The following is a 22,197-nucleotide window of genomic DNA, read 5'->3' as shown; positions in this document are numbered from 1 at the left end:
TTATAATAAAGGCTATGGAGGAACTTGCCGTATGATAAGCTGGAATCTGTTGGGCATCCTAATTTGGGTTGCCATCATTCTTTATTTAGTCTTTATAATTCAAAATATTCGCAGACGCCGCATTAAGATGATTATTAAGGAGCATCGGCGCTTTAGTCCGCGTAATGTCATGCTCGATGTTCTAGAAATTGTGGTGTTATTTGTAGCAGCAGGATGGATGATTAATCAAGGAATTTTAGATAATCCTGATCTGGAAGATGCTAGCCGCATTAGTTCAACAATCAAGTATGAGCCACTTATTATGAGCACAGGTACTGGCAATTCTAGCTATGTGACAATTAATTCTTCTAAGAAAAAAGAAGGTTCACAAACTTATACTTTTTATCGCGCTGGTAGTAAAATGACCGTTTCAAGTGATTATGCTTCTGTTGCTTACGGTAATACTGCAACGGACGTTAATGCTGAAAAAATCCCATATATCAAGAAAGAATTGACTAAGATGGATAAAAAATATCAGCGTGCTTATGTTGCGATTTACACTGCTAAATATAAGCAAAATTGGCGTAACGGAATTGGCTTACATGCAGGAAGAATTGCGACAGTTTACTATTTGATTAGAATTCCTGATGCAAGTTTTATTAAGCAAAGTAAAAATTAGAATAAAAAAAGCAGCTTAAAGCTGCTTTTTAATTTGGATTAATAAATTACCTTCAGTAAAGGCAAGAATCAAGCTGGCGGTCAAAAAGTCCATCACATTACCAGATGAATATGCCGCAGCCAGCATAAAGACTGTTGCTGCTAAAAACGTTGAAATCAAGTAGGTTCTAACTCGCTTATTAGTTAGCCACTTAAATACTCCATATAGCAAAATTCCAACGTATGGCCCAATGAAGAGAATCATGCCGATCCAACCTAAAGAATAAACTTGTGACATAAAGTCGCGCTCTAAGTTGAAAATATTGCTCTCTCTAGTGTAAGATATCCCGAAAACTTTATCGAGCTTATTGTTGTTAGTCTTGACAACCTGGTTAAGCATCGCAAGTTCCAAATGCCGGTTCTGCATCCGTAAATCGCCAGGCTCACGCATAATTCTGAGCCAAAATTCCGGATCATATTTGTAAGGATAGCTCTTGAAGACGAAGCGCTTGTTTAAAGCATAAGCTTCATAATTCTTTTCAATAAAGTCTCGTAAGAATTCCTCGCGCTTTTCACCTTTTGGATACTTCTTTAAACCGGCAGCAAGTTCCTGCTTTTCTTTACTTAAATCATGGTCAGACTGAAGTGCCAATTGCTTTTCATAATTGTAGCGTTGAATGGTTGGACTAAATGGTAGAATACCAACAGCTGCCATAGCAATTACAAGTGCAGTAATGAGCGCCTTGGAATTTTTTTTAGCATTTTTGAACAAAAAGGCGTGGGCAGCGTGGATTAAAATAGCAATCACGATTCCACCAATTAGGCCAAAAGCTGCGACCTTAGTACCAAGCTCGATCATGGCTAAAGCTTGCATAATGAGCAAAACAGTATTTTTCCAATTGAATTCACTGAAAAGATAGTAGACCATAAATGGTACTAACATAAATAAAACAGCGGATACCATGTTGGAGAAGTTGAAGAAACCCTTAGAGGCCATGTGGGAGTAGCCAATCTGACTATTTACGAACCATTGAAAAATATTAGCAGAAATGCGGCCCTCGCCGTATGAACGCAGCGAAATAACGAATAAATTACTAATAACAATGGTGCCTGAGAACAAACCTGAGATCCACTTGATTACATTAGCTAAATCTTGAGCTGAAAAGTCACTTTCCTTAGTAAAATACATTGTTGCTAAAGGTAGTGCCATTCTAATTAAGTAGAAAATCTCGCTACCAGCAGAATAACCATAATTACTTGGATTAACGCTGGTAAAATTGCGCACGTGCCACAAATGTAAAATACTGTAGATGACTAGTAAGACCAAATAAGCGATTAACCACTTATCGCGGCCCAACTTTTGCCAATTTTGCTTCTGACTGAAGAACATGCAGAAAATAGCAAAAACTGCCAAAATTCTGATAATCGTCGGCAATGTAAAAGGTAAAACTTCTGCTAACTTGCCATTGTAGAACCAATAAAGATCCAAAAAAGGCTGGAGCAGAATAAAATAGTAGAGAACTTGTTTAGTTTTTTCTTTCATTGATAAATATTCCTCGTAAAAAAGTTACATGCCAATTTTAGGCAAAAAAAGAGCAGGGAATCAAGTCCCTGCTCAGAAAATATTCTTTATTTTTGATCGTCAGCGTCTTTTTTAACAGCGTCGTTAACCTTTTCAATCTTAACTTCATTAGTTGAAGCAGTTTTACTATTTTTATTAGCACTGCGAGCAACTTTCAAGTTCTTGAAGTTAACGACAATCTTGTTGTTTAAGTCGCTGATTGCAGTTTCATCAACTGGATCATATGAAGTGATTGCCAAGAGAGCTGAGTTTTCGTAGATCTTTTCAACTTTGCCTTGGAATGGCTTCTTCAATTCTTCTTCAGATTTACCATTAAGAATGGCACCAACTTTAACGTCTGCTTTCTTCATAAAAATCCTCCTATCAATTTTTATCTCTATTCGAAAAAATTATCTTCTTTTACAATAGTAGAATGTTATTATAAATAGACCAAGTTTACAAGGGAAAGCATCATAATGAAAAAAATAATTTTAATTGCAGGGCCAAGTGGGGCCGGAAAAACTACCATTTCCAATTATCTTCATCAAGAATTTAAAGTTCCGCGCGTCTTAACACACACAACGCGTCCAATGCGCGAAGGCGAAGCTGATGGGAAAGATTATTATTTTGAAATTGACGAAACTTTCAATAAGTTGCACTTCTTCGAACATATTAGATACGGAAATTATCAATATGGTTCAAGTAGGGAGGCATTAAACGCAGCTTGGCAAAAGAGCGACATCGTTTCTTTAATAGTAGATATTAAAGGAATTGAAAGTTACGTAAAACAATTGAATCCGTCAGAATTTTATTTCTTATATGTAACAACTTCGACAATGGATGAGTTGAAAGAGCGCTTGATTAAGCGCGGCGACTCGCTTGAAACAGTCAAAGAGCGCCTTAGCGGAGATGAATTAAACCGTCTGCCAGAAGATTTAAAACCTTACGCTCATATCTTACTTAATGACACCTGGCATGAGACTGCCGAGAAGCTAAATGCCCTTGTAGCAAGCCTTCGCGGTGAATAAAAGGCGCGTTTGTAACATAAAATTACTCTTCTTTAACGTGTTTGCAACCCTTCTTAACGAGTTAGTAGCTCTTTTGATACATGCTTGTAACATTAAGCAGGTATTATATAAAACGTCAACAAATGAAGAAACGTTAAGGAGAGAATTAATTTTGAAATTTAAACGTGATTTAGTTAAGTTAGCAGCAGTTTTATCTATTTTCTTTACTGGTATTTCAGTAGTAAATGTTCCAGTTGCAAATAACGGACAAGAAGTTCAAGCCGCAACTGTATCAGACAAGCGTAAGGCAATCGTAAGTCTTGCTAAGAAGCAAGTTGGTAAAGCTTACGTTAGTGGTTCAGCTGGTCCTTCAGCATTTGACTGCTCAGGTTTAGTACAATACGTTTATAGAAACGCAGCTGGTGTTAACTTGACTCGTACTACTTACACTCAAGTTAAGGAAGGTAAGTCAGTATCAATGAGTAACCTTAAGAAGGGTGACTTGTTATTCTGGGGTTCAGCATCAGCTCCATACCACGTAGGTATTTATGTAGGTAACGGTCAATACGTTCACGCAGCAACTCCAAGTCAAGGTGTTCGTAAGCAAGCTTTAAGCTCATACTTCTACCCATCAGCAGCTAAGCGTGTGCTTGACTAGTTTTTAAAAAAATTAATTCCCATCTGAATATAAAAAAGGCTCTTTAGGAAATCATCCTTAAGAGCTTTTTACGTACAAGTATTTATTTTGTAACGTTATTGTAATATAAGACGAGTATTATATAAAACGTAAACATTTTAAGGAATCCTTAAAGGATTAGACATTAGCAGAGTTACTTAATCTGCTGTATAGATAGGATTATCAGGAGAAGAAAGATTGAAATTAAAGAATAGTTTTGTTAAAGCAACAGCAGCTGCTGCACTTACAATTGGTGGACTTGCTACTGTTAATGCAGTTAAGCCATCAGCTACTAGCCATGTTCAAGCCGCTACTACTCAAATCAAGGTTAAGTACGTTCAAGGTTACGGAGTTAACATTTGGAATAACTACGAAGGTGGTCGTTTCACTGGTAAACGTGCTCAACACGGTACTACTTGGAATGTTCTTGATACTAAGACTGATTCTAAGGGTAACACTTGGTACGAAATCGGCGAAAATCAATGGATTGATGGCAAGTATGCTGTAGATGCATCTTCAACTGCTGCTACTAAGACTAAGAAGAAGTCTACCCAAGCCTCAGCTACAGCTTCATCAATTATTTCTTTAGCTAAGGCTCAAGTTGGTAAGCCTTATTCTTGGGGTTCAGCTGGTCCTTCAGCATTTGACTGCTCAGGTTTAGTACAATACGTTTACAAGAACGCTGCAGGTATTGACGTAACCCGTACTACTTATACTCAAATTAAGCAAGGTACTTCAGTATCAATGAGCAACTTACAACCTGGTGACTTATTGTTCTGGGGTTCAGCAACATCTCCATACCATGTAGGTATCTACCTTGGTAATAACCAATACGTTCACGCTGCAACTCCAAAGCAAGGCGTAATCGTTCAATCTTTAAGTTCATATTTCTATCCATCAGCAGCTAAGCGTGTGCTTAACTAATAAAATAATCAACAGAATAAAAAATAAGAGTTTTGGAAATTTCCAAGGCTCTTTTTTTATAGAATCTTAACTTTTACGGTATAATCAAAATATAACGGAACTAAAAAAGTCCGTTTTGTAACACGAATGTAATACTAAACTAGTTACAATAGATATTGTATAGTGTGATCATATTAATAACAGATATTTTTCGCTACCAAACAAAAGGGGATTGAGAAAATGAATCTTAAGCTAGCAAAGCTTGGGGCAGTTGCTACAATTTCAGTAGCTGGCGTAACGACCATTACGTCAATGAAAACAGTATCTGCCGCAACTTACAAAACTGCAATTAAAAGAGTAAAAATTAATTACCTTCCAGGTAAGGGAACCAAGATTTGGACTAATTATAATAATGGTCGATTCATAGGTTTTCGTGCTAAAGATGGTACTGAATGGAATGTAGTGAAGACTGCTGTGGATAAAGATGGTGGTCTTTGGTACATGGTAGGTGACAATGAGTGGATTGAAGCTCGTTATACTGTAGATATTGATCAAGTTACGCAAGCTCCAAAGACGCAAAAGCTTGATAAGACCGCGGTTAAGCCAGAAATTAATACTAAAAAATCTTTAACGCAAAAAGTTAAGGAAAAAGTTACTGCCGCTAAGACTGAAACTAAGAAGAAGCAAGTCCAAAAGGCAAATAAGATTGTTAACCAAACTATCAATAAAACTACAACTGGTAAGGCTTCTACTCAAGCACCAAGTAATGCGACCGCAACTGTTGTTGATCTAGCTAAACAGCAAGTAGGTAAGAATTATAGTTGGGGTGCAGAAGGTCCTGACACATTTGACTGTTCTGGCTTAGTGCAATATGTTTATGCTAAAGCAGGTGTTAATGTTCCAAGAACAACTTATGATCAAATTAAACTTGGTCAAACTGTTTCATTAGACAGTTTACAACCAGGTGACTTGGTCTTTTGGGGTTCAACAACTGCTCCATATCACGTAGCTATTTATGTTGGAAATAACCAATATGTTAATGCGGCTACACCAGAGCAAGGAGTTGTATTACAAACATTGAGTTCATACTATACACCATCAATTGCTAAAAGAATTTTATAGAAGCTGATATATACATAGGTATAAATGATTTCTATTTAGAAAAAATATTAAGATGACGCAAAAACGGCGGCTGTTATGCACAGTCGCCGTTTTTGTTCTGTGGATTATTATTTCTTAGCAATATCGCTATTTGAAATTGTGCCTTTTTGTCTGAATAAACGGAAGGTGTATGTATAAACATTGCCAATCTGAACCTTATACTTGTGAGTATTCACAATTTTTGTTTGGTTACTTGGCTTGAAACTGATAGCACCAGTATAGCCGCTGCCATAATAATCGCTACCAAAATTACGTACTAAAACAGCGCGACTTTTCTTACCGGTTGTCAGGTCAGTAATATAGACCTTTGGCGTTCTTGAAATCCGCTTATTAGCAAAGAATGCACTCCATGGCGTGTCGCTTGTTAATAACTCGTATGGAAAAACATTCTTGCTAGGATAAGTCACAGTGTTTTGCACAGCTGGGCGTAAAATGTCGTCGGCAAATACACCATTTTCCACAGAATAAAACTTGCCGTTGTCTTTGCCATATGCAGCACCGATTCCAATGTGAGTTGCACGTGCTGATAAAAGCAAAGCGCGGTGGCCAGGATTGCCAGCACCAGCTAAGTTGTTGCGGTCTTGCAAAAGGTCGGTGACAATTTCACCAGCAGTGGCACCAGTATTACTTTCTAAAAAGTTAATATTGCCAAGAGTGGCGTTTTCAGCTGTGTCCCAGTCAGTCTTGGAAATATAGGCTGGTCGTTTGTAGCCAAGCAAGCCGTGCGCGCGGAGGTTGGTCTTAGCATTAACGCTGGCTAAAGCTGCTACCCCGATTTGAGCATCGTGATTATCTTTGTCATGGTTGGCTTCACTTGGCAAACCGAACAAGGATCGGTAGTAGTTGATGTAATCCATCGAAGTAGAAATATAACCAGCAGTAAGTTTCCCAGCTTCAAAAGGCGCAGCGAAATTGGGCAAAGTATTGTAAAGATTGCTTTGAGTGTAGTTAGTTGTCTCTAAAGATTGGTAAGTCTTTTGAAAAGAGCGGGCGGAACTGGCCTCGCTTTGACTATACTTAGCTGCTGATACTTGCCCCGTTGGTCCAAAGAACAAAATGCCAGCGGCTAGGGAAATTAAGAGCGTTTTGACTTTCATTTTTCCTTCTCTTCTATACTAAATACTGCTTGAACTTCGCTTGATCACTCGGAGAAATATTTGCAGTGATCATAATACCATCGTCTTCATAATCTTCCTTAGTAACTTGAGCGTGTTCGTGTAAGTATGCCAGATCGCGCCCTGCTGCTAATGGTAATTTCAGATTGAAGGATTCGTAATCACTGAAGACCCGTTTGGTAATTAAATCAGCTAATAGTTTGATCGATTTCTCGTCGATTGCAGAATATAGAATGTCGTTTCCTTCAATTTGTGGATAATTACGGTCGGTCTTATCAGCCTTGTTATAGGCTGTGATCATCGGAATATCCTTCACGCCAATTTCGTTTAAAACTTCTTGTGTAGTTCTAATCATTTGGATCATGTTAGGATCTGATGAGTCTACAACGTTTACCAAAAGGTCAGCGTCTTTGGCTTCTTGCAGAGTTGCCTTGAATGATTCAACTAAGTTGTGGGGTAATTTGGAAATAAAACCAACGGTGTCTGAGAGAATGAAGCTGAAATTGTTGTCCATGTCGATGCGGCGAACGGAAGTGTCCAACGTAGCAAAGAGCATGTTCTTAACGAAAACTTGCTTGTCAGGCTTCTCATCGGTGAAAGTCTTGAGTAGGCCGTTCATGGTTGTGGACTTGCCGGCATTTGTGTAGCCGACCAAGGCAACTTTAGGGATGTGGTTTTGGTTTCTGCGGGCAGATTTGAGTTCTTCCTGGCTTGCTACAGCCTTAAGTTCTTTCTTAATTGCAGAAATTTGCTTACCGATCGTCCGGCGATTTAATTCAAGCTTAGATTCACCGGCACCACGGTTGTTGAAGCCACCACCACGCTGCTGGTCCAGGTTGTTCTCGGAGGGATGCAAACGTGGTAGTTCATATTGAAGGCGTGCAAGTTGCACCTGTAATTTAGCTTGCTTAGTGCGAGCACGACTGGAGAAAATCTCGAGAATTAATTCTGTTCTGTCAATTACTCGGAGCTTTGTCAGCTTCTCTAGGTTACGAATTTGAACAGGAGTTAATTCGTCGTTTATGATTAAGACTTTGGCCTTTAACCCTTGTGCCATCGCTTTAATCTCATTAATCTTACCTAAACCAAAGTATGTTCCAACGACAACTTTTTCGGCATTTTGTTGAGCACGACCAACGACTTCCATATTATTAGCTTCAGTTAAGTTGGCTAACTCAGTCATGTAATATTCGAAGTTTGGATCGTTTAGGTTTACCCCAGCGATGAAAGCTTTTGTTTTTTTAGATTGGTTATCAATCATTTATGCACCTACTTTCTATAAGAATGATTAACTATAATTTTAGTATATTCTATAAAAAGATGAAATTATTTAATTTAACACCGACATTAATTAAGGATAATAAAGAAAATTGTTAATAGGGGTGGTCGAAAACGCTTTTGTAGTTATATAATACTAGGGATAATGTAAATTGAAAGTAAGAAGGTAAAGTATGGCAGAGGAAAATAATAAAAACGAAAACCAGCATCGACATCACCATCATCATCACAGAAAACGTCGCAGATTTTGGCGGATCTTCTGGATCGTGATCGGCTTGATCGTAGTTGCTGGTATTTTTGTTGGCGGAATGATGTATAAAAACGTTAGAGATGCCACAACTACTATGTATACCCCCGTTACTAAGACAACTAAAAGCAACAAGGGGAGAAACCTCGATGATTTACTAAAAGATAAAAAGCCAATCAATATTCTTCTATTAGGTACAGATACAGGTGCAATGGGAAGACATTGGAAGGGAAGAACTGACACCATCATGATGATGTCAATTAATCCTAATAAGAAAACAACCAACATTGTTTCAATTCCACGTGACTCAAACGCAATTTTCCCAAACTATCCACAATACGGTGTAACTAAAATTAACTCAGCTTATACCTTGGGCGGAGTTAGTGAAACAATAAAGACACTAGATAAGTACTATAGTGTTCCAATTGATGGCTACATTATGATTAATATGGGTGGCCTTACTAAGGCGATTGATCAAGTTGGTGGAATTGATGTAGAATCCCCACTAACATTCGATAATATGGGTTATCACTTCGAAAAAGGTAAGACATACCACATGAATGGTAAGAAAGCCTTAGCCTTTTCACAATTGCGTCATGGTGATCCGCGTCAAGATTATGGTCGTCAAGATAGAGATAGACGTGTTGTAGCAGCTCTTCTTAAGAAGTCTGTATCTCCACAAACACTGCTTAATGATAAGTTCTTAAAATCTATTTCAAACGAAATGCAAACTGACTTGACAATGGGACAAATGTTTACAATTGCTAAGGACTACCGTCAAGCAACTGATAACGTTACTCAAGATCATGCTCAGGGTGAAAGTAAGCAGACTAATAATCCTAAATTTGGTACGATGGAAATTGAAGTTATTAGTCGTGCTGAGCGCCAGCGCATTTCCGATAATTTACGCACCGGCTTAGATTTACCAAAGGTCAAAGTTGCTGCTAACTCAGCAAGTTATGTAATGAATAATTAAGGAATGAATGAATGGAAAATCAAGATAATAATACAATTGACTTAACCCAATTACTTCGGATTTGTCGTAAACATATCTGGGCATTAATTATTTGGAGTGTAGGTCTTGCATTAGTGGGATGGGGAATTGCTAACTTTGCAATTACTCCTAAATATACTGCTTCTACGCAATTATTAGTTAACCAAAAAGCTAATAAAAATGATCCTAATGCAGCGTATAATACCCAACAAGCTAATATGCAAATGGTTACTACCTATAAAGATATCATTACTAGTCATGTTATCTTGAGCGAAGCATCCGATCGCTTAGCTAATCCAACTAGAGTAGTCCAAAAGGCCAAACCCGCTAAATATCGTGTTAATGCTGACGGTAGAAGAGTCTTAGTAAGAAAGGCTCAACCAGCAGTTGTTGAAAGATCAGGTAAGTCATACAGTGTTTCAGCTAACCAACTTGCTAAAGATATTTCAGTTTCAACTCAACAACAATCTCAAGTATTCTCTTTGAATGCAACAGCAGATACACCAGATAAGGCAAAGGCTGAAGCTAATACGGTTGCAAGAGTATTTCGTGATCGTATTCCAAGCATTATGAATGTAAACAACGTGACTATTGTGGCACCAGCTACTAATGGAGCTCAATCTTCTCCTAATGTAAAATTATTTACTTTAGCTGGCTTTGTAATTGGTCTTATTCTAAGCTTTGCAGTAGTTTTAATTCGTGAAATGAGTAATACTACTGTAAGAGATGATGAATTCATGACTAATGAACTTGGCTTGACTAATTTAGGTCAAATTGCTCACTTTAGAGTGCCTGGATCATTCTCTGTTAAGAAGTTAAACAACAATAGTGATAAGAACCGTCCAGCTAAGAGACGTAGGGTTTAGAAAGGAAAGGCAATGGCATTATTTAGAAAAAAACGTGGTTCAAGTGAAACCATGAAAAAAGGTGCTAGATTGATTACTGCTGCAGATCCTAAGAGCCCTGTATCAGAACAATTTAGAACGGTTAGAACTAATATCAACTTCATGGCAGTTGATTATGATATCAAGACAATGGCATTTACTTCAGCTAACATTAGTGAAGGTAAATCTACTGTAACTGCTAATGTAGCGATTACTTATGCTCAAGCTGGTCTTAAGACATTATTGATTGATGCTGACCTTCGACGTCCAACTTTGCACAGCACATTTGATGTACAAAATAATAGAGGGCTAACTACTGTTCTAACTTCAGAAGCTGATGTATTTAATTTAGATGAAGTTGTTGAAGACAGTGGGATTGAAAACTTGTCAATCTTGACATCTGGTCCAATCCCACCAAATCCAGCTGAATTAATTGGTTCTAAGCGAATGAGTACCTTCATTGATTTAGTAAAATCACATTATGATTTGGTAATTCTTGACTTAGCACCAGTACTTGAAGTTTCTGATACGCAAGCTTTGGCAAGTAACTTGGACGGAGTAGTCTTAGTTGTTAGACAAGGTAAAACGCAAAAGCCAGCAATTAAGCGTGCAGTTGAAATGCTTAGATTCGCTAAAGTACGTATCTTAGGATATGTCATGAACGATGTATCTAGTGAAAATAACGGCTATGGCTATGGCTACGGTTATGGTTATGGCTACGGGAATGAAAACAAGCAAAAAACAGGCTTTCTTTCAAGGTTTAGAAAATAATGGTTTTAGTTGATATTCACTGTCACATCTTACCTGGAATTGATGATGGATCAAAAGACTGGGAAACATCAATTAAGTTGGCAAGGGATGCGGTTAAAGATGGAGTGACACATGCGGTGTGCACGCCACATACGTTAAATGGAAAGTACACCAATCATAAAGATGATGTTATTAGATTAACTGAAAACTTTCAGGATATGCTTGATGAAGCAAAAATTCCATTAACAGTATTTCCGGGGCAAGAAGTACGAATTTCAGGAGATTTACCTGCTGCACTTGATAATGATGATATACTATTCTTAGATGAAACAGGTCAATATATGTTATTGGAGTTTCCAAGTGATGATGTGCCGACTTATGCGAAGGATATGATCTTTAATATTCAGCAACGGGGAATTACACCGATTGTTGTGCATCCTGAGCGTAATAGTCGTATTTTGAAAGAGCCACATATTTTGCAGGGGTTGATTGAGCAGGGATGCTTGGTTCAAATTACTGCTAGTTCATATGTTGGAACATTTGGTAAAGATATAGAAGAGATGAGTAGACGCTTTATTGATGCTGGGCAATGTGCTTGCTTTGCGTCAGATGCTCATGATCTGCCTAAAAGACAATATGAATATAGCGCCGCATTGAAGAAATTAAATTCTGAATTTGGTCAGGGAGTGGCTCAAGAATTCGAAGCCAATGCGCGCGCAATTGTGAATGGTGACAATGTTCAGTTAAATTGGCAACCACTTAAGAAAAAGAAGAAGTTTTGGTTGTTTTAGCTGAAACTTAAGAAATAATTGGTATTATATTACTGTTTTAGAATATTAAGTAAAAAAGAGGATAAGAGGAATAATGATGGCGATGGAAAGACTTGAAATTAATCCTAAAAAGGTTTCTAACAGACCTTTTTATCACACAGTTAAACGATTATTTGATATCGTTGCAAGTGCGATAGGATTAGTTCTTCTATCACCATTATTTTTGTATCTAATAATTAGGATTAGACACGAAGATGGTGGTCCAGCATTTTATTCGCAAGAGCGGATTGGTAAAAATGAGAAACCATTTAGAATGTGGAAATTTCGCTCAATGATTGTAAATGCTGATCAAATGATAGAGCAACTTGAAGAGCAAAATGAGATTGATGGTGCAATGTTCAAGATTAAAGATGATCCAAGAATTACTAAAATTGGTCATACTATTAGAAAGTATAGTCTTGATGAATTGCCACAATTGTGGAATGTATTAATTGGTGATATGTCATTAGTGGGTCCTCGTCCACCTCTACCCAGTGAAGTAGCCGAATATACTGATTATGATAAGCAACGTTTAGAAGTAATGCCTGGCTGCACTGGACTTTGGCAAGTAACTAGACGAAATGAAGCTGACTTTGATGAAATGGTCTGGCTTGATATTGTTTATATTAATCATTCTGGCTTATGGGAAGATTTCAAGATTTTAGTCAAAACTGTGGGTGTCGTGGTTCATCCAAATAGTGCGTATTAGGGAGGACCCTATGGATAAAAAAATTAGAGTTCTCCATGTAGCAGAAGCCGCTGGTGGAGTAGAAAGATATTTAGAAACACTATTTAAATATAATGATGACGATAAAGTAGAGAATATTTTAGTATGTTCTCAAAATTATGATCCTGAAAAGTTTAAGAATATAACTAATCGAGTAATAGTCTTAGAGATGGCGCATAATATTGATCCAAAAAGTGATTTAAAAGTCGAAAAAAAGTTAAGATCAATTATAAAACAGTTAAAGCCAGATATTGTATATGCTCATTCTAGCAAAGCAGGTGCATTAGCTAGAATTGCGGATCTAGGATTGAAGAATAAGGTTATCTATAATCCTCACGGATGGGCATTTAATATGCAACAATCTGCTAAAAAGAAAGAAATGTATAGATGGGTAGAGAAGATTTCTGCTCATTTTTGTAACAAAATTGTCTGCATTTCTGATGCCGAACGAGAGTCGGCTCTTAGAGAAAAAATTTGTAAGTTACGTAAACTGAAAGTGATTTATAACGGAATTGATATAGAAGAGATAGAAAAGACATTTCCTATGAGTAGAACTCAATTAGGCATTCCTAAAGATGCATTTGTTGTAGGTATGGTAGGTAGACTATCTAAGCAAAAGGCTCCAGATATCTTTGTAAAAGCTGCAAAGTTAATCAAAGAAAAGATGCCTAATGCATTCTTTTTAATGGTTGGGGATGGTGAATTGCGAGATAAAATTGAAGATTTAATTAATCAATATAATCTTAGTTCATCATTCTTGATAACTGGTTGGGTAGATAATCCTACAACTTACATGAAGATTATGGATGTAGGAATGCTATTATCTAGATGGGAAGGTTTTGGATTAGTTCTCCCAGAATATATGGCTTGTGGCGTTCCTATTATAGCCACTAGCGTTGATGCTATTCCTGACATTATACGTGATGGCGTGAATGGTATGTTAGTTGATAAAGATAATATTCAATTAATTGCTAAGATTATTAAAAAAATGGTTATAGATACTAGGTTTAAACAAGATATGATCAAAAATGAACAGCATGTGGTTGAAGAAAAATATAATGCTAAAAGGGTGGGGTATGAAACAAATAGTATGTATCAATTGTTATTAGATTGATTTAGTTATATTGAGGTTATGTTTGTGATAACTAAAAAAGAAATAGTGGCAATAGTAGTATTGTATAATCCTGATAGTCAAGTTTATAAAACAATAGCTGGTTATAAAGGACTAGTAAATCATGTAATTCTTGTAGACAACTCATCAAAAAATAATCAAGAATTATTTAAAGATTTATCTTACGTAAAGTATATCCCATTATTAGATAATTTAGGTATTGCATATGCTCTAAATAAGGGAATAAAGGAATCATATGAAAAATATATTTTAACTATGGATCAGGATAGTAATATATCAGTCAGTTTAATTAATTCTTATTTATCCTTTTTTAATAAGTGGAATAGAGAGAACATAGGAGCATTGACGTGTCAGTATAATACTGATAGAAATCCTCAAGAACCTACCCTTGGATGGGAAAAAGTAAAGCTATCTATGCAATCAGGAACGTTATTTAAACGCAGTACATTTCAAAAAATAGGATATTTTAATGAGAATCTGTTTCTAGATGTTGTTGATTATGAATATTTTTTAAGAATGAATAGTGCTGAACTGCAATTAGTTCGTATAAATTCAGCCGTTTTAGACCATCAACCGGCTACAACTCGGATGTTGAAAATGGGACCTATAAGATTAAAATATGGAGTTGCATCTCCTGTGAGATATTATTATCAAGCTCGAAATTTATTTTGGACGGCTAGAAAATACAATGATGTAACTTTATACATTAATTTGTTGATTAAATGGTTAAAAATACTATTATTATTTGATGACAAAAAGAAGTACTTTCAATATTTCTCTAAAGGTATAAAGGATGCAAAAAATAAAAGGTTGGGGAAATACAATGAACACAGAAAATAAAGTAAATGTAGCAATTTTGATGGCAACTTTTAATGGTGAGCGTTTTATAGAGGAACAAATAAATTCTATATGTAATCAGACTTTCAAGGATTGGACACTATATATAAGAGATGATGGCTCTACGGATAAAACTTTATCTATTATTAATCGTTTCGAAAAAAAAGACAATAGGATACATTTGATATCCGATAATATGAAAAGATTAAGACCGATGAAATCATTTTTAACTTTATTAAAAGAAGTAGAAGCAGATTTCTATTTTTTTTGTGACCAAGATGATTTTTGGAAAAAAAACAAGTTAGAGCTAATGATAAGGGAAATACTTAATCAAGATAACAAAAAACCTAACTTGGTATATTGTAATTTGCAATGTGTAGATAGTAGTTTAAATCCAATAGATAATAATTTTAATAGTTTGGTTGGGACTGTAACGGGTTACAGTAGATGTATAACTAATGATATGCCTGGTTGTGTAATGTTGATTAATAAAACTTTGAGAGATCTCACAATTAAATATACAACTAATTATAAAGAAATTATGATGCATGACTGGTGGATAGCATTAATTGCACAATTTTGTGGGAAAATAACTTTTTTAAATGATAGGTTGATCTTATATAGACAACATGGTGATAATGCTGTCGGAGCAGGAAAAAATGGAAGTACTTTAAAAAAGATTTTTCAAAAAGGAATTGTGAAGAAACAGAAAAAACTTGTAGTTCAAACATATTTACAAATAACTGATTTTTTTGAAACTTATAAGAATTTTATCTCAAATAAAGATATTGAAGTTATAAAAAGACTAATTTCATGTAGACATAAAAGTGCCTTATTTAGACTGAATTTCTTAATAAAAAATAATATTCATAGTACCTATGGATTACGTACATTTGCTTACGATGTATTATTTTGTTGCAGGTTAAATTCACTTTTAAAGGATAAAGAATAAGAGGAGATTAATGAAAGTAACTGCAGGAATTGTATTGTTTAACCCCGATATAAATAGATTAAAAGAAAATGTTTCAGCAATTGAATCTCAAGTTGATGAAATAATATTTTTTGATAATGGTTCAAAAAATATTTCAGAAATTAAAATTATGGTTGCAGGTATTAATTCTGAATCTGTTTTATTAACTTCATCGAAAAATATCGGAATTGCTCAAGCCTTAAATGAAATAGCCAGATATGCTATAAAAAACAAATATAAATGGTTGTTAACTTTAGATCAGGATTCTGTAGTTTATCCTAATTTAATCGCTCAGTATAAAAAAAAGTTAAACTTGCCACATTTGGGCCAGATAAGTTGTAAAAGGGTAGATCGAAATATAAAAGATGATAATATTACATTTAATGATTGTAGTGTGAAAGAGGTAAAATATTGTATAACTTCAGGTACTTTAATTAATTTAGAAGCGTTAAAAAAAATAAATGGGTTCGATGGAAAACTATTTATAGATTGGGTAGACAATGAAGTTTGCTGCGCTTTAAGAAAAGCAGGATATAAAACGTATGAATTAAATTATAAGGGATTATTACAAGAAATGGGAAAAGCTACGTTTAGTGTTTTTTTGAGAAAGAAGATATATACGCCTAATTACCCTGCCATTAGATATTTTTATAATGCTCGAAATAGTATCTATACTGCAAGAAAATATCCCACTGAAGAAAATGTATGTATCAAGGTTTTACAACAATGTAAAGTGCAAATTCATATTATTATTTTTGAAAAAAATAAGTTAAAGAAGTTTTGTTCAATAGCCCGAGGCATCAGAGCGGGTTTGGGGTTAAGTAAGTATCATGATAGGGGATTATATGAGTAGTCAAATTATTAACATTATAAAAAAAGGTATGGGGCGTGTATCTACCTTCCCTTTTTATATCAATTTAGGAAATAAATGCTCAAATGTTAAAATCAAAAAAAGCATAGCTTTATTGTTGAGTCCTGTTGGTTTGATTTCACTACTATTTAATAAAAAGTATAATGTTCCTAAATATAAACTTTCGGTTGCTTTAATTGTAAAAAATGAAGGTCCTTATATAGTAGAATGGATTGAATACTATAAAATGTTGGGCTTTAGAAGAATGTATATTTACGATAATGATAGTACCGACGGTACCTATAATAAAATAAAGAAGTACATTAAAAGCGGATTAATAAGATATATTAAAATACCAGGACGAGCACGTCAATTGGATGCATATAATGATGCGTTAAAAATCGCTAGAGAAGAAAGTAAATATTTAGCAATATTAGACGCAGATGAGTTTTTATTTCCTATAAATGGTAAAGATATTTATTCAATTATAGATAAATATATGACTTCTAACGATCATATTGGTGGATTAGGAATTAATTGGCTTATTTTCGGTTCGGGTGGGCAAAAAAACAAAACTGATGGTTTGGTAACGCAACGCTTTTATTATAGAAGTAAATATGATTTTGATGTAAATCGACACGTTAAAACTATTTGTGATCCACGAAAAGTAGCAGGAATATTAAATCCACATATAGTTCAATATAGATATGGATATTATGAAATAAATTTGTCCTATAAAAAAATAGATTCGCCTTTTACTGAATATAATCCCAATGCTCCATTAAGAATAAATCATTATTTTACTAAATCTAAAAGTGAATATGTAAGTAAAAAGAATAGGGGAGAAGCTGATTCTTTAAATATGAGAACAATGAAGGACTTTAAATTACATGATAAAAATGATGTATTTGATGATTCTATGAAAAAATATAAAAAAGTTTTAGAGAATAATATATAAATAATGAAAGTATAAAAGTATAAAGGGATATATACGAATGACAACAACTATATATATTGTTACGCATAAATCATATGAATTAAAAATAAAAAAAGAGCATATATACAAAGATTTACTTTTGGGTGCAGCGTTAGGAAATAAAGGAAATGCTGATTCTCTTAAAGATGATACAGGAAATAATATCTCTTCAAAAAATAAATCTTTTTGTGAATTAACTGGGATATATTGGATATGGAAGAATTCTACTTCGGATATTATTGGGTTAGATCATTATCGTAGATTCTTTGTGAAGAGTGAAAATGCTCTTAATCTATTGTCAGAAAATGATATAAAAGAAATATTAGCAAGGTATGATATTATTATGCCTAAAAGAAATCCAAACGTTTTTTCTAATAAAACGGCTGCTCAATTTTTTGGCGATCAACATGATCCATTAGTCTGGACTTTATGTAGAGATTATATTAAAGAAAACTTTCCAACTTATTTGAGTGATTTTGACTGGTTTAGTAGAGAAAAAACAGGATATGTGTTTAATATGTTTATAGGTCGAAAAGAAGTATTAGATGAATATTTTGAATGGTTGTTTCAAATATTAAATGCCTTAGAAAAAGAAGTAGACTTATCTATATATGATGACTACAACAAGAGAATGTATGGTTTTGTTGCCGAAAGATTAATAAATGTTTGGGTACATCATAAGAATTTAAAGGTAAAAGAAGTTCCTGTTTATATGACTGATAAGCCTAGCTTAAAAGAAAAAATGAAATCCAAAATAATAAGTCTTAATAAAAAAATAGCACAAATATAGTAATAAAAAAATTAGGAGTAAGTTTATGAATTTTGGAATAGCTTATGGGATTGTATTAGTCATATTTTTAATATTTGGTTTTTTTTGTAGTAATCCATTAAGAAAACGATATCTGCTTTTATCTGCTTTTTTTATTGCCATTCCTGCTTTTTTTGTAAAACCAGCACCCTTTTCTACTTGGGATACAATTCGGTTTAGTAATTTATTGGATATAATAAGGTCATTAAATAGTTCCGGTGTATTTAATGGGCTACAATGGGGAATGAGTGAATCTGTTTATGCAAATCAACCAATAGTTGTAATATACATATGGTTGCTGAGCTTTTTTAGTAATAATGGAATCTTTTTTTATGTAACAATAGTTTTGTTTGTATTTCTTTTAGCTTTATTGGTTGTAAAAAGTTTAGAGAAATATAAGGTAACCAATAATATGGTAGGAGTGATTACTCAACTTATTGTTTTAATGATTTTTAATTTGTTTTTTGAAGTTGAGGGTGTAAGAAATTTTTTAGCCTTTGATATTTTTGCATTAGCCTTTTTCGTTGACGTAAATACTCTAAATAAAAAATATAAATTTTTATGTTGGATGGCATACTTAATTGCATATGCATTTCATCCGGCAGTTATTCCATTTATTATTTTTAGAATAATTTTATTGTCTAAGAATAGATGGATTATTTTCTTTACTAAACTAGGAGCACTTATATATACATTTTTTACACCAGTAATATTATCGTTTTTTAATAGTATTTCTTTTATTTCACCTTTGATTGAGAGAGCGGATAATTACTTTTATGGCCAAAGTAATTATGATGCACATGCTACAAATCGAGAAATACTTTTTACGACATTAATCCTTGTATATTTAATAATTGAATTGCTCCTTTTTTATTTAATTAGAATGAGTAAACAAATTAACCAAATATATTTACAAATGTATATTATTGTATTGCTATTTACAATTGGATCATTTTTAAATATGCAAGTTTATTTAAGATCAATAATTTTATTATTATTTATGAGTGTTCCTATAAAAGTTAAATTATTCTCAAATATTTCTGAATTAAACTATAATGTTGTATATAAAAGTAGTGTATATTTTTATCGGTATGCTTCTATAATATTTTCTATCATGATGTTTGGATATTGGTACATACAGACATATTCTAGAGTTCCAAGTTTAAGTTTTTAAAAAGCGAGAGTACTAATGAAGAGTAAATATTTAATAGTAGGTTCAGGTCTATTTGGAGCAGTATTTGCTCATGAGGCTGCAAAGCGTGGTAACAAAGTTACAGTTATTGAAAGAAGAGATCATATTGCAGGGAATATTTATACTAAAGAAGTAGATGGAATTCAAGTTCATCAATATGGTGCACATATCTTCCATACATCAAATAAAAAAGTTTGGGATTATGTACATCAATTTGCTGACTTTAACCGTTATACTAATAGTCCTGTTGCTAATTACAAGGGACATATGTATAACCTACCTTTCAATATGAATACCTTCAGTGAAATGTGGGGAGTAAAAACTCCACAAGAAGCTATGGATAAGATTAATGAACAACGTCAAGAAATGGCAGGAAAAGAACCACAAAACTTAGAAGAACAAGCTATTTCTTTGATTGGTCGAGATATTTACGAGAAATTAATTAAAGGCTATACCGAAAAGCAATGGGGAAGAAAAGCTACTGAACTTCCAGCATTTATTATTAAACGGCTTCCAGTTCGTTTAGTTTATGATAACAACTACTTTAATGATGATTATCAAGGTATTCCAATTGGTGGTTATACTAAAATGGTTGAAAAGATGTTGGACAATCCTAATATCACAGTAGAGTTAAATACTGATTTCTTTGACAAGAAGGATGAGTATCTAAATAACTATGACAAAGTTGTTTACACTGGCATGATTGATAAGTTCTTTGATTATCAATTAGGTGAACTTGAATATCGTTCACTTCGCTTTGAAACAGAAGAAAAGAATGTTGATAATTACCAAGGAAATGCTGTAATCAACTATACTGAAGCTGAAATTCCTTATACTCGTGTCATTGAACATAAACATTTTGAATTTGGAAAAGGTGATAAGGATAAGACAATTATCACTCGTGAATATCCAGCAGATTGGAAGCGTGGAGATGAGCCTTATTACCCAGTAAATAATGACCGTAATAATGAAATGTATTCTAAGTATGCTGAATTAGCTAAAAAAGAAGGCAGTAAAGTTGTTTTCGGTGGTCGTTTAGGACAATACAAATATTACAATATGGATCAAGTGATTGATGCAGCTCTTGAAGCTGTAAATGCTGAATTTGGTGAATAATTCTTATGAGAGTCGTTAGGAACTATCTTTATAATGTAGGATATCAAGTTCTAGCAATTATTGTTCCACTAATCACTTCTGCATATGTTGCACGTGTCCTTCGTCCAGAAGGTGTTGGTGCTAATGCATTTACTAATTCAATAATCCAATATTTTATTCTTTTTGCCAGTATGGGTATTGGATATTATGGAAATCGTCAGATTGCTTATGTACGTGCCGATCGTAATAAGATGGCCAAAACTTTTTGGGAAATCCAAATTGTTAAAACAATTATGACTTTAACGTCATTTATTGCGTTTGAATTATTCATGCTCTTTTATACCCGGCAACCAGAATATATGTTGGCACAATCAATTAATTTAATTGCGGTGGCATTTGATATCTCGTGGTTTTATGAGGGAATCGAGGATTTTAAAGTTACTGTTCTAAAGAATTCCTTTGTAAAGATCGTATCAATGCTTGCGATTTTCTTACTAATTAAGAATCCAGAAGATTTAACTTTATATATCATTGTTTTGGCAGTTTCGACTTTATTAGGGAATTTAACACTTTGGCCTAATATAAAACGGGACTTACCAAAAGTTAAGGCTAATATATTAGATCCTTGGAAACATTTCTTGCCAATGTTTGAGTTATTTATTCCTCAAATTGCTACTCAAGTTTACGTTCAGTTGAATAAGACGATGCTTGGGGGAATGGTAAGTGAGACTGCATCTGGATATTATCAATATTCAGATAATTTAGTTAAATTAGTATTGGCTTTAGTAACTGCGACAGGAACTGTAATGCTTCCACACGTTGCCAACGCTGTGGCAAAAGGTAATATGCAAAAAGTAAACCAAATGCTATACAAGTCTTTCGACTTTGTTTCTGCTGTATCTTATCCAATGATGTTTGGGCTTGCTGCAATTTCTTTAACTTTAGTTCCTAAGTATTATGGTCCAGGATATGGTCCAGTTGGTCCAGCTATGATGATTGAATCAATTGTGATTTTGATGATTGCTTGGAGTAATGCGATTGGTGTTCAATATTTATTGCCTTTAGGTAAGAATAAAGAATTTACTATTTCTGTTACTGTAGGTGCAGTTGTTAACTTAATTCTTAATATTCCATTGATTCATTTATGGGGACTTAACGGAGCAATGTGGTCAACCGTTATTTCCGAAGTTTCTGTTACTATGTACCAATTATGGGTGGTACGTAATCTACTTAATTATAAAGAATTGTTCCATGGAAGTTGGAAGTACCTATTATCTAGTGTGATAATGTTTGCACCGGTATTCTGGATGAACACACATTTAAGAAATACTTGGTTAATGATGGGAATAGAAGTAATCGTAGGTACGTTAATTTATGTTGCTTTAGTCTTCGTTCTGAGAGCACCATTAATTGATCAGGCTAAGAGTTTGGTTGGACATAAGTTTTCTAAAAAGTAATTAAAATATTGAAATAGCTTTTCGTTTAGAGAAGCTATTTTTTGAGGATGAATGAGTGAAGAATAGAGATTCGCGGTAAGCGTCAAAAACTGAAGTATATTGAAAAAGCAGCTTGGCAATGATATGTATCAC

At 34.2% G+C, this 22,197-nt stretch carries 23 protein-coding genes; 19 read left to right on the top strand and 4 right to left on the bottom strand.

Annotated elements, in window-relative coordinates:
- The first annotated feature begins 31 nt into the window (after nucleotides 1-31).
- Nucleotides 32-658, top strand: a complete 627-nt coding sequence (locus FC46_RS02645) for an LVIS_2131 family protein (protein WP_057797564.1) — start codon at nucleotides 32-34, stop codon at nucleotides 656-658.
- A gap of 15 nt (nucleotides 659-673) precedes the next feature.
- Here FC46_RS02645 and FC46_RS02640 read toward each other — a convergent pair whose 3' ends face one another.
- Nucleotides 674-2,179 (bottom strand): O-antigen ligase family protein, encoded by a 1,506-nt coding sequence (locus tag FC46_RS02640; protein WP_057797563.1) that lies wholly within the window; start codon nucleotides 2,177-2,179, stop codon nucleotides 674-676.
- A gap of 86 nt (nucleotides 2,180-2,265) precedes the next feature.
- Entirely contained in the window at nucleotides 2,266-2,568 is a 303-nt protein-coding gene (locus FC46_RS02635; protein ID WP_057797561.1) for a DUF2187 family protein, read from the bottom strand.
- Nucleotides 2,569-2,673: 105 nt separating this feature from the next.
- Here FC46_RS02635 and FC46_RS02630 point away from each other — a divergent pair, with 105 nt between their 5' ends.
- From FC46_RS02630 to FC46_RS02615, 4 genes are all read left to right on the top strand, one after another.
- On the top strand, nucleotides 2,674-3,225 hold the full coding sequence (locus FC46_RS02630) for a guanylate kinase (protein ID WP_057797558.1): 552 nt from the start codon (nucleotides 2,674-2,676) through the stop codon (nucleotides 3,223-3,225).
- A 151-nt stretch (nucleotides 3,226-3,376) separates the two neighbouring features.
- Entirely contained in the window at nucleotides 3,377-3,862 is a 486-nt protein-coding gene (locus tag FC46_RS02625) for a C40 family peptidase (RefSeq protein ID WP_057797556.1), read from the top strand.
- 216 nt (nucleotides 3,863-4,078) lie between these two features.
- Nucleotides 4,079-4,804, top strand: coding sequence for a C40 family peptidase (locus FC46_RS02620; RefSeq protein ID WP_057797554.1), 726 nt, complete (start codon nucleotides 4,079-4,081; stop codon nucleotides 4,802-4,804).
- Nucleotides 4,805-5,023: 219 nt separating this feature from the next.
- Nucleotides 5,024-5,905, top strand: a complete 882-nt coding sequence (locus FC46_RS02615; RefSeq protein ID WP_057797551.1) for a C40 family peptidase — start codon at nucleotides 5,024-5,026, stop codon at nucleotides 5,903-5,905.
- Between the two features lie 107 nt (nucleotides 5,906-6,012).
- Here the strand turns inward: FC46_RS02615 and FC46_RS02610 are convergent, their stop codons facing one another.
- Entirely contained in the window at nucleotides 6,013-7,041 is a 1,029-nt protein-coding gene (locus FC46_RS02610) for a CAP domain-containing protein (protein WP_057797550.1), read from the bottom strand.
- 13 nt (nucleotides 7,042-7,054) lie between these two features.
- Nucleotides 7,055-8,320, bottom strand: a complete 1,266-nt coding sequence (hflX, locus tag FC46_RS02605; RefSeq protein ID WP_057797547.1) for a GTPase HflX — start codon at nucleotides 8,318-8,320, stop codon at nucleotides 7,055-7,057.
- Nucleotides 8,321-8,510: 190 nt separating this feature from the next.
- Here hflX and FC46_RS02600 point away from each other — a divergent pair, with 190 nt between their 5' ends.
- The 14 genes from FC46_RS02600 to FC46_RS02535 all read left to right on the top strand — a co-directional run bounded on the left by FC46_RS02600 (nucleotide 8,511) and on the right by FC46_RS02535 (nucleotide 22,065).
- A complete protein-coding gene (locus FC46_RS02600; protein WP_057797545.1) occupies nucleotides 8,511-9,560 on the top strand; it encodes an LCP family protein in 1,050 nt (349 codons plus the stop codon).
- Between the two features lie 11 nt (nucleotides 9,561-9,571).
- Nucleotides 9,572-10,444 carry a YveK family protein gene (locus FC46_RS02595; protein ID WP_057797543.1) on the top strand — a complete coding sequence of 291 codons (873 nt, stop codon included), beginning with the start codon at nucleotides 9,572-9,574 and terminating at the stop codon, nucleotides 10,442-10,444.
- Nucleotides 10,445-10,456: 12 nt separating this feature from the next.
- A complete protein-coding gene (locus FC46_RS02590) occupies nucleotides 10,457-11,233 on the top strand; it encodes a CpsD/CapB family tyrosine-protein kinase (protein ID WP_057797541.1) in 777 nt (258 codons plus the stop codon).
- A complete protein-coding gene (locus FC46_RS02585; protein ID WP_057797538.1) occupies nucleotides 11,233-12,003 on the top strand; it encodes a tyrosine-protein phosphatase in 771 nt (256 codons plus the stop codon). The genes FC46_RS02590 and FC46_RS02585 overlap by 1 nt, the downstream gene beginning before the upstream one ends.
- Nucleotides 12,004-12,076: 73 nt before the next feature.
- On the top strand, nucleotides 12,077-12,730 hold the full coding sequence (locus FC46_RS02580) for a sugar transferase (RefSeq protein WP_157046773.1): 654 nt from the start codon (nucleotides 12,077-12,079) through the stop codon (nucleotides 12,728-12,730).
- A 10-nt stretch (nucleotides 12,731-12,740) separates the two neighbouring features.
- Nucleotides 12,741-13,862 (top strand): glycosyltransferase family 4 protein, encoded by a 1,122-nt coding sequence (locus tag FC46_RS02575; protein WP_057797534.1) that lies wholly within the window; start codon nucleotides 12,741-12,743, stop codon nucleotides 13,860-13,862.
- A gap of 24 nt (nucleotides 13,863-13,886) precedes the next feature.
- Nucleotides 13,887-14,720 carry a glycosyltransferase gene (locus FC46_RS02570; protein ID WP_057797531.1) on the top strand — a complete coding sequence of 278 codons (834 nt, stop codon included), beginning with the start codon at nucleotides 13,887-13,889 and terminating at the stop codon, nucleotides 14,718-14,720.
- Complete coding sequence (locus FC46_RS02565) at nucleotides 14,674-15,669, top strand: glycosyltransferase family 2 protein (protein WP_057797529.1); 996 nt, start codon at nucleotides 14,674-14,676, stop codon at nucleotides 15,667-15,669. Before FC46_RS02570 ends, FC46_RS02565 begins: the two co-directional genes overlap by 47 nt.
- Nucleotides 15,670-15,679: 10 nt before the next feature.
- Nucleotides 15,680-16,540 carry a glycosyltransferase gene (locus tag FC46_RS02560; RefSeq protein ID WP_057797526.1) on the top strand — a complete coding sequence of 287 codons (861 nt, stop codon included), beginning with the start codon at nucleotides 15,680-15,682 and terminating at the stop codon, nucleotides 16,538-16,540.
- Nucleotides 16,533-17,495, top strand: a complete 963-nt coding sequence (locus FC46_RS02555; RefSeq protein ID WP_057797524.1) for a glycosyltransferase family 2 protein — start codon at nucleotides 16,533-16,535, stop codon at nucleotides 17,493-17,495. Before FC46_RS02560 ends, FC46_RS02555 begins: the two co-directional genes overlap by 8 nt.
- Before the next feature lie 37 nt (nucleotides 17,496-17,532).
- Entirely contained in the window at nucleotides 17,533-18,303 is a 771-nt protein-coding gene (locus FC46_RS02550; RefSeq protein ID WP_057797523.1) for a DUF4422 domain-containing protein, read from the top strand.
- A 25-nt stretch (nucleotides 18,304-18,328) separates the two neighbouring features.
- On the top strand, nucleotides 18,329-19,495 hold the full coding sequence (locus FC46_RS02545; protein WP_057797521.1) for an EpsG family protein: 1,167 nt from the start codon (nucleotides 18,329-18,331) through the stop codon (nucleotides 19,493-19,495).
- Nucleotides 19,496-19,510: 15 nt separating this feature from the next.
- Entirely contained in the window at nucleotides 19,511-20,629 is a 1,119-nt protein-coding gene (gene glf, locus FC46_RS02540) for a UDP-galactopyranose mutase (RefSeq protein ID WP_057797519.1), read from the top strand.
- 5 nt (nucleotides 20,630-20,634) lie between these two features.
- On the top strand, nucleotides 20,635-22,065 hold the full coding sequence (locus FC46_RS02535; protein WP_057797517.1) for a flippase: 1,431 nt from the start codon (nucleotides 20,635-20,637) through the stop codon (nucleotides 22,063-22,065).
- Nucleotides 22,066-22,197: the final 132 nt, after the last annotated feature.

It is taken from the genome of Lactobacillus kalixensis DSM 16043, assembly GCF_001434335.1.
GTDB lineage: Bacteria > Bacillota > Bacilli > Lactobacillales > Lactobacillaceae > Lactobacillus > Lactobacillus kalixensis.
This window is presented reverse-complemented; position numbering and strand designations above follow the sequence as displayed.

Excerpts from the sequence above, each read along its gene's own strand:
- FC46_RS02645 (WP_057797564.1), top strand. The coding sequence starts at position 32 with ATGATAAGCTGGAATCTGTTGGGCATCCTAATTTGGGTTGCCATCATT.
- FC46_RS02640 (WP_057797563.1), bottom strand. The coding sequence starts at position 2,179 with ATGAAAGAAAAAACTAAACAAGTTCTCTACTATTTTATTCTGCTCCAG.
- FC46_RS02635 (WP_057797561.1), bottom strand. The coding sequence starts at position 2,568 with ATGAAGAAAGCAGACGTTAAAGTTGGTGCCATTCTTAATGGTAAATCT.
- FC46_RS02630 (WP_057797558.1), top strand. The coding sequence starts at position 2,674 with ATGAAAAAAATAATTTTAATTGCAGGGCCAAGTGGGGCCGGAAAAACT.
- FC46_RS02615 (WP_057797551.1), top strand. The coding sequence starts at position 5,024 with ATGAATCTTAAGCTAGCAAAGCTTGGGGCAGTTGCTACAATTTCAGTA.
- FC46_RS02610 (WP_057797550.1), bottom strand. The coding sequence starts at position 7,041 with ATGAAAGTCAAAACGCTCTTAATTTCCCTAGCCGCTGGCATTTTGTTC.
- hflX (WP_057797547.1), bottom strand. The coding sequence starts at position 8,320 with ATGATTGATAACCAATCTAAAAAAACAAAAGCTTTCATCGCTGGGGTA.
- FC46_RS02600 (WP_057797545.1), top strand. The coding sequence starts at position 8,511 with ATGGCAGAGGAAAATAATAAAAACGAAAACCAGCATCGACATCACCAT.
- FC46_RS02595 (WP_057797543.1), top strand. The coding sequence starts at position 9,572 with ATGGAAAATCAAGATAATAATACAATTGACTTAACCCAATTACTTCGG.
- FC46_RS02590 (WP_057797541.1), top strand. The coding sequence starts at position 10,457 with ATGGCATTATTTAGAAAAAAACGTGGTTCAAGTGAAACCATGAAAAAA.
- FC46_RS02585 (WP_057797538.1), top strand. The coding sequence starts at position 11,233 with ATGGTTTTAGTTGATATTCACTGTCACATCTTACCTGGAATTGATGAT.
- FC46_RS02580 (WP_157046773.1), top strand. The coding sequence starts at position 12,077 with ATGATGGCGATGGAAAGACTTGAAATTAATCCTAAAAAGGTTTCTAAC.
- FC46_RS02575 (WP_057797534.1), top strand. The coding sequence starts at position 12,741 with ATGGATAAAAAAATTAGAGTTCTCCATGTAGCAGAAGCCGCTGGTGGA.
- FC46_RS02565 (WP_057797529.1), top strand. The coding sequence starts at position 14,674 with ATGCAAAAAATAAAAGGTTGGGGAAATACAATGAACACAGAAAATAAA.
- FC46_RS02560 (WP_057797526.1), top strand. The coding sequence starts at position 15,680 with ATGAAAGTAACTGCAGGAATTGTATTGTTTAACCCCGATATAAATAGA.
- FC46_RS02555 (WP_057797524.1), top strand. The coding sequence starts at position 16,533 with ATGAGTAGTCAAATTATTAACATTATAAAAAAAGGTATGGGGCGTGTA.
- FC46_RS02550 (WP_057797523.1), top strand. The coding sequence starts at position 17,533 with ATGACAACAACTATATATATTGTTACGCATAAATCATATGAATTAAAA.
- FC46_RS02545 (WP_057797521.1), top strand. The coding sequence starts at position 18,329 with ATGAATTTTGGAATAGCTTATGGGATTGTATTAGTCATATTTTTAATA.
- glf (WP_057797519.1), top strand. The coding sequence starts at position 19,511 with ATGAAGAGTAAATATTTAATAGTAGGTTCAGGTCTATTTGGAGCAGTA.
- FC46_RS02535 (WP_057797517.1), top strand. The coding sequence starts at position 20,635 with ATGAGAGTCGTTAGGAACTATCTTTATAATGTAGGATATCAAGTTCTA.